Origin of the sequence: Ruminococcus sp. AM31-15AC (assembly GCF_003462045.1) — a bacterium.
Lineage (GTDB): Bacteria > Bacillota > Clostridia > Oscillospirales > Ruminococcaceae > Hominimerdicola > Hominimerdicola aceti.
Map to the genome: position 1 here is coordinate 1 of NZ_QTYG01000082.1, position 5,868 is coordinate 5,868.

Below are 5,868 nucleotides of genomic sequence, written 5' to 3' on the forward strand. Positions count from 1 at the left end.
TTTCCTTTGCATACTCCTCAGCATACGAGCCTGATTTTCCCTTTATCGTCAAGCTATCACACTCATCAAAAGCGTTTTCCGCTATTTCATTGACCGACTCAGGAATGTATATCTCCTTTAGGCTGTTACAATGTGCAAATGCCTCACTATTTATAGCCGTAACGCTGTCTGGAAGAGCAAGCGTTTCCAAAGCCTTGCAGGCGAAAAATGCTCTTTTGGGAATAGTGTTGATTTTCGACGAGATATTTATTTCTTTAAGGGCTGTGCAATTTTGAAAGCACGAATTTCCTATTGATTCTAATGTATCAGGTAATTCAAGTTTTTCCAAGCTTTTGCAATCGGCAAACGCCTCATTTTCGATCGTTTTCAATTCATCATTAAATGTTATTGATGTCAAATTCTCACAGCCTCTAAAAGCGTCTTTACAAATGATAGTTATTGAATCTGGACAGGTAAATTCTTTTAAATTTGTACACTGCTTAAAGAACGCAATTCCTATTTCCGTCTGTGATTTTGGCAGCTCTATTTTTTCTAAAGTTTCACAAAAATTAAAGCCGTTACGAATTTCTTGAAAATCTTCAGGAAAATAAAGTTCTCTGATATTAAATGTATAGTCAAGATTATGATAATCATCATTTGTATCGCCGTATCTCCACATTGGTGGGGTTGCGGCATTAACGACTTTTTTTCCGTCAATTTTATCAGGAACATGGACTACTTCATCATTTCCGAAATAATAGGATATTACAATACCCTCATTTCCAAATGTATCTCCCCAATCGTCTTGAAACCCTGCTGCGTCGATATATACATAGCCTGTATCTTTATCTATGGTATGACCCTTTTTCTCTAAACCTTTGTAGAAATCTTTTTCTTTATCGTTAAGATTATCCCATGCCGAAGCTTTGACATTTATAACTGAGCTAACTTCAGAATCCGAACTAGCTTCAGGTTTTGTAGTCTTTCCACAAGAAACCAATGATACTGCCGTTATTGCAGTAATCAATAAAACTGAAAACTTTTTTGTAATATCCATTGTTATCCTCCTATAATTTATTATTCTAATTACTTTTAGCTGTTTTGCTTCCCATTTGATCGCAATACTTTCAATTGTCAATTTATTAGTATAATGTACTGTCATATAATAATATAGCTTATGTTGCTTTTACTCTATGAATTTTGGCTGTAAGAAAAATTATTATCGAATATTGAAATGATATCAAAATCGAAGATTTTAGCTTAGACATCTGTAAAACATTAAACAAGAAACCCGTTATCGAGTCGGTAAACACAAACAGATATAAAAATGGTGGCGTATACATAGAGAATAATAAAAATAATATCACTGCTGTCATAAGTAAACTGATAATATCAAATTTATCCTTTTTTATATAAAACAATGTTGGCAAAATAACGATACATAGAAACGTAAGTGTGTTGATTATAAAAAACAAAGCAATTCCACTTGCCCACGTTGAACCGCTAAGAGTATCTAACACCTTTGAAAATACATATCTATACATAAGAGCAAACAAAATACTTAACAAGTATATCGTTATGTCAAGTGCAAGAATTTTAAAATAATTATATACCTTTTTCAAAATTATCATCCCCTTGATATAACGTAATAACTAATTTGTAAATGTGGATCTGATATGTAATCTGTTCCTTTGAGTACATCATTATCAGTACTGTATCTAATAAAATCCCATTTTACATCTTTAAATATTGGAGCCACTTCTTCTAATGCTATTGTCATATGCTCTTGCCCCTCTGCAGCCAACAAGGCTAAGTATTGCATGAAATATGTAGTGCTTTGACATTCAACCCATCGTCTGTCAGATATTAATAATTGCAAAATTTCTGAACCATTTATCCGAATCATTCGGATAGTCATAACAACCTTTCTTTGAAATAACGCCGATATTCCAGTATGTGAGAAAGCAGATAAACAACATACTGATTGCCGATACGACAACTGCTTCAATAATAAGGAACGGTGTTGAATAAGTCTCCATACTTCTTGACAAAATCGCCAAGATAATGTTCTGCAAAAGTCTTACGAAAATTCCAAGTAGAATTATATCTAGTATAAATCTCCATATAAATGATTTTGTGAATTGGGTCATTGTTTTTTCCCATAAAATAATCAATCATCTTTTTCCAGTGGTACACTCTCATACTCTTCAGAATTACTATTCTTACTCCTCTTAGAATATAAAATAGTATTGCTGATAGGGGCTTGATCTTCGATTTCTTCGTCATTATCCAAAACAAGAGTGACAGCGTAATCTCCGGCAGGAGCAAAAGTTAGAATATTTGTCCAGTTTGACCGAATAGCTAAACTGCGCTTATAGAACTCGCCGTCACAGGTAATGTACCAATATATTTTCTTTTCCATCTCAGCTAATTCTACGCTGTTCGGATCTAAATCATCATACACTGCAATACCAGAACGCTCTACAAGTATTGTATTGTTTTCATTGACGCTTAATCTTATTTCAATATTTTGTTTTATAAAATATGAATATGATGGAGAACTAAGTGACAAATTGTAATCGGAGGTATCCGTTATATCCAGAACTTCTTTTACATAACCTGATCTTTTATAATATGAGATTCGAAAATGCCGTTCAACTGGAATTTCTTTTTGAAATCCGTTGTCGCCCTTGATCGTTTCGACCTGACTTGATTTTAGTGATCGTTTAACATTAACACCATCACTGTTTTCTACCCAAATATTTCGATTATCGTATAACTCAATGCTGTCGGTTTCAATACTTATCGGATCATCATATTCTATATCGTCATTTATTTCGGATATCAGAGACAACTGTTCAAATACTGTCATATTGCTGATCTCAAATATTTTATTTATACCTGCACCTACTCCTATAAGCAAACAAATAAAAACTAATATCCGTATCCGATTTTTTAACAAAAAATCTTTATCATGGTTTATTACGGCTGATGTAATAATTTTCAAGCCTAATTTTTTTGACTTATTAAATTTCCTATATCTTGCACTTAGCAAAAGGCCCTCACCCATAGCCATTATAATGACTGCGGCATTATACACAACCAAAAGATAGCATATAAAATTAAATATTATCAATCTTTTGAAATCAGATATACCGTTAGTGAATATCCCTTCATACAAATATTCATAATAAACACCATAAGCCGCAAATACGCCAATCAGAAATAAAATAACATTTATTAAGCAAACATAGTAAATATGATTTTCTAACTCATTATTGCCATCTATCAAAAAAATCCTCCTCTAAGTTCAATAATCTTCTTATTTCATTAATTACAAGTTTTGACCGTGTTACTGAAAAGGTCCGATATACATGAAAAAGCAGTAGATATGCCTTGATTGCCTAATTCTAATACTGAAATAATCAATGGAAACAGTGTATAGAACTCAGAATCTTCAGCCTTTTTAGTATCTGCTTCGACTGCATTCTCGTCATCTATTTTAAATTGTATCACAGCTTCTTCAATTTTGCAACCCTCATCGTAAATAAATTCCGAACAAATTCCTAAAGTTGCATCATTTGTCATTGCTTTTGAGTAAAGGCTTTCTCTTACATCAAGATTTGACAGAATATTTCCTGCAGCTTTTATTTTAACCGATACCTCGAAAGGCTTTGTATCGGTATTAATATTTGAAAAGCTTTCGACATCTGGCGGAACGTCAACTTCAAATATATACTCAGAATCAGGCACGCCAAAAGTCTGGGGATTTAATGAATCAAGTCCAAGAGCTATTTCATCGCCGTCGCTTATACCGTCGTCATCCGTATCGTATTTTAATTGTATTGTGCAAAAGCAGTCAGCACAAGACCCGTTTCAAGAAATTCAAGCGATTTAAAGTTTTCGTTAATAGTCACTCTATTAACTATACAGTTGAATATTTCCGCTGTTACACCTCTTTCCTTTAAAGCTTTGAATCCAAATGTTTTAGTTTCATTAGCTGCTATCGGGGTTGTTGTAATGTCATTTGCAATAGAATATGAATTTGCTTCTGCAGATACCATTCTCGCATTCCATATAACCTCAATTGTAAAATTAGTATCAAAATTGAGTCGCCAAGCTTCTATTGGTTTGGCTGAGAGATTTTGTATTTCACCAGTAAAACCGTTACCCCAATCGTTGGTAACATTCAGCGAAACAATATATTCATTTTCTGCTTTATCGGTTCTTTGTGAACAGATTTCAAAAGCTTTTGGAATTTCAAAACCTTCTCATGTCACACAGTAACCGAAATTCACTTCCTGATCGGGCTGAATTTCATAATTATATCCTGTGCTTTTTATAATATACTGAGTTTCGCTGCTGCTGTAAGCAATGCCGTTCCAAAGTCCGCTTATCTCTCCATGAGCGTCGAATTTCAAAGCCCAGTTTGATATAGTTTCTGAACCTATATTTTTTGATTTCAATATTCTGATTATTGCCCCATGAGCTTTTAATATCATAATAAACAACATAACCTTTGCCTATATAGACAGACGAATTGTTATCAGCGACGTCTGCTGCCGAAGCGTAGACCGGAACAATTATGTTGATGAGGACAATAACAGACATGAAAATTGAAGTGATTCTTCTTTTCAATTTTTTCCTCCTGATATGTAAAATCTTGTTTTCATAAGAATCCTACGCACAGTTTTCCATGCTGAAAAATTATGATCAGAAATCCGATTGCCGCTCCTATGGTAATGCTTTCTTATATTTTTTTAGTCATCAAAATTAGAAGAAAGTGTTTTTTTCTTGCTGAATAATGTCCGACAATACTTTCTCCGGGTTTCAGACTGATTGTTTCAGACTCGCCGTCTTTTAAAAGAGCCGTTAAGAATCTTTGAATATTTTTCTTGTCCACATTTCCGTTTTCCCACGGAATAATATCAATTATTCCATTAGGATAAACAACCGTCATGTCGTTTACATTAAGGAATTCTGAGTATCCGCTCTAAAAAACAAAAAAAGCCGATCCTATTGGTTTCTCTATTTTAAGAGATACCAACAAAATCGGCAGGCTTAGAGCAAAATATACTCAAAGTCTGCCGTTTTGTTTGACGATGTTTAATCGTTGAGGGTTCAGATCCTTTTTTAACGAAAAAGCATCTATGGTTTTACACCTGAAATTTTTACCCTCAAAACACAAAAAAAGCTCGTAAAATCGGGGCTGCAATAAGGAACGTAAAAAACCGATTGAGAAAGAAGAAGTTATCAGCAATAGGTTTAGTTATGTTAATTAATAGTTAAAACAATCGACTGTCTAAGAAACGGTCGGTTGTTTTGCTGTTTATATTAAATTGAAGAATAAGATTGCTCTGCAAACATATGAGTTTACAGAGCAAATCAAATTAAGCAATGTTGATAGTATTCAGCAATTCACCGGAATTATTATCGAACACAAAAATGTAGTCACCGCAGGATTCAAAAGTGTACGAACCGCCTTCTTTGATCTCATCAACTGACTGCTTTTTAATAAGACTCCAATCCTCAAGCGAATATGTCAGATATTTACCTTTATAATAGGTTATTGCTTTTTGGGAGTTGGCATAAATGATTCTTTCGTGATTTTTAGTTTTCTTTTCTTCAAAATGTGATGTTTCATAATTCCATAAAATAATTCTGTCACCGTCAATTTGTTCAGATACATTATCTGTAAATCCTTTTGCGTAATGTGAATACTGTGCTATGATAATTAAATATTTATCAGATTGTTTAATCGGCTGATATGAATAATCAATATTAAAAGTGTCCCGGGGTGCTATGATAATTAAATATTTATCAGATTGTTTAATCGGCTGATATGAATAATCAATATTAAAAGTGTCCCGGGATTCTACGACTTTACCA

General features: G+C 33.4%; 8 protein-coding genes. All 8 read right to left on the minus strand.

All coding sequences use genetic code 11. From position 1 onward, the window contains the following. The coding region (locus tag DW793_RS13530; RefSeq protein ID WP_181988384.1) for a leucine-rich repeat domain-containing protein at positions 1 to 1,036 on the minus strand (1,036 nt) is incomplete at its 3' end. 570 nt (positions 1,037 to 1,606) lie between these two features. Then, complete coding sequence (locus tag DW793_RS14830; protein WP_181982735.1) at positions 1,607 to 1,759, minus strand: hypothetical protein; 153 nt, start codon at positions 1,757 to 1,759, stop codon at positions 1,607 to 1,609. 79 nt (positions 1,760 to 1,838) lie between these two features. After that, positions 1,839 to 2,018 (minus strand): hypothetical protein, encoded by a 180-nt coding sequence (locus DW793_RS15525; protein WP_147342218.1) that lies wholly within the window; start codon positions 2,016 to 2,018, stop codon positions 1,839 to 1,841. 131 nt (positions 2,019 to 2,149) lie between these two features. Beyond that, positions 2,150 to 3,271 carry a hypothetical protein gene (locus DW793_RS13545; RefSeq protein ID WP_118158458.1) on the minus strand — a complete coding sequence of 374 codons (1,122 nt, stop codon included), beginning with the start codon at positions 3,269 to 3,271 and terminating at the stop codon, positions 2,150 to 2,152. A 38-nt stretch (positions 3,272 to 3,309) separates the two neighbouring features. After that, positions 3,310 to 3,732, minus strand: a complete 423-nt coding sequence (locus DW793_RS13550) for a hypothetical protein (protein WP_118158459.1) — start codon at positions 3,730 to 3,732, stop codon at positions 3,310 to 3,312. Between the two features lie 83 nt (positions 3,733 to 3,815). Beyond that, the gene (locus tag DW793_RS13555) at positions 3,816 to 4,238 is read right to left on the minus strand and encodes a cellulose binding domain-containing protein (protein WP_118158460.1); all 423 of its coding nucleotides are present in this window, start codon (positions 4,236 to 4,238) and stop codon (positions 3,816 to 3,818) included. A gap of 12 nt (positions 4,239 to 4,250) precedes the next feature. After that, on the minus strand, positions 4,251 to 4,445 hold the full coding sequence (locus tag DW793_RS13560) for a cellulose binding domain-containing protein (protein ID WP_181983528.1): 195 nt from the start codon (positions 4,443 to 4,445) through the stop codon (positions 4,251 to 4,253). A gap of 924 nt (positions 4,446 to 5,369) precedes the next feature. Beyond that, a partial coding sequence (locus DW793_RS14835; protein WP_181988385.1) for a hypothetical protein occupies positions 5,370 to 5,868 on the minus strand: 499 nt, incomplete at its 5' end.

What these genes read in the sequence shown, in the direction of transcription:
- DW793_RS14830 (WP_181982735.1), bottom strand. Translation starts at nt 1,759, where the DNA reads ATGACAATAGCATTAGAAGAAGTGGCTCCAATATTTAAAGATGTAAAA.
- DW793_RS15525 (WP_147342218.1), bottom strand. Translation starts at nt 2,018, where the DNA reads ATGGAGACTTATTCAACACCGTTCCTTATTATTGAAGCAGTTGTCGTA.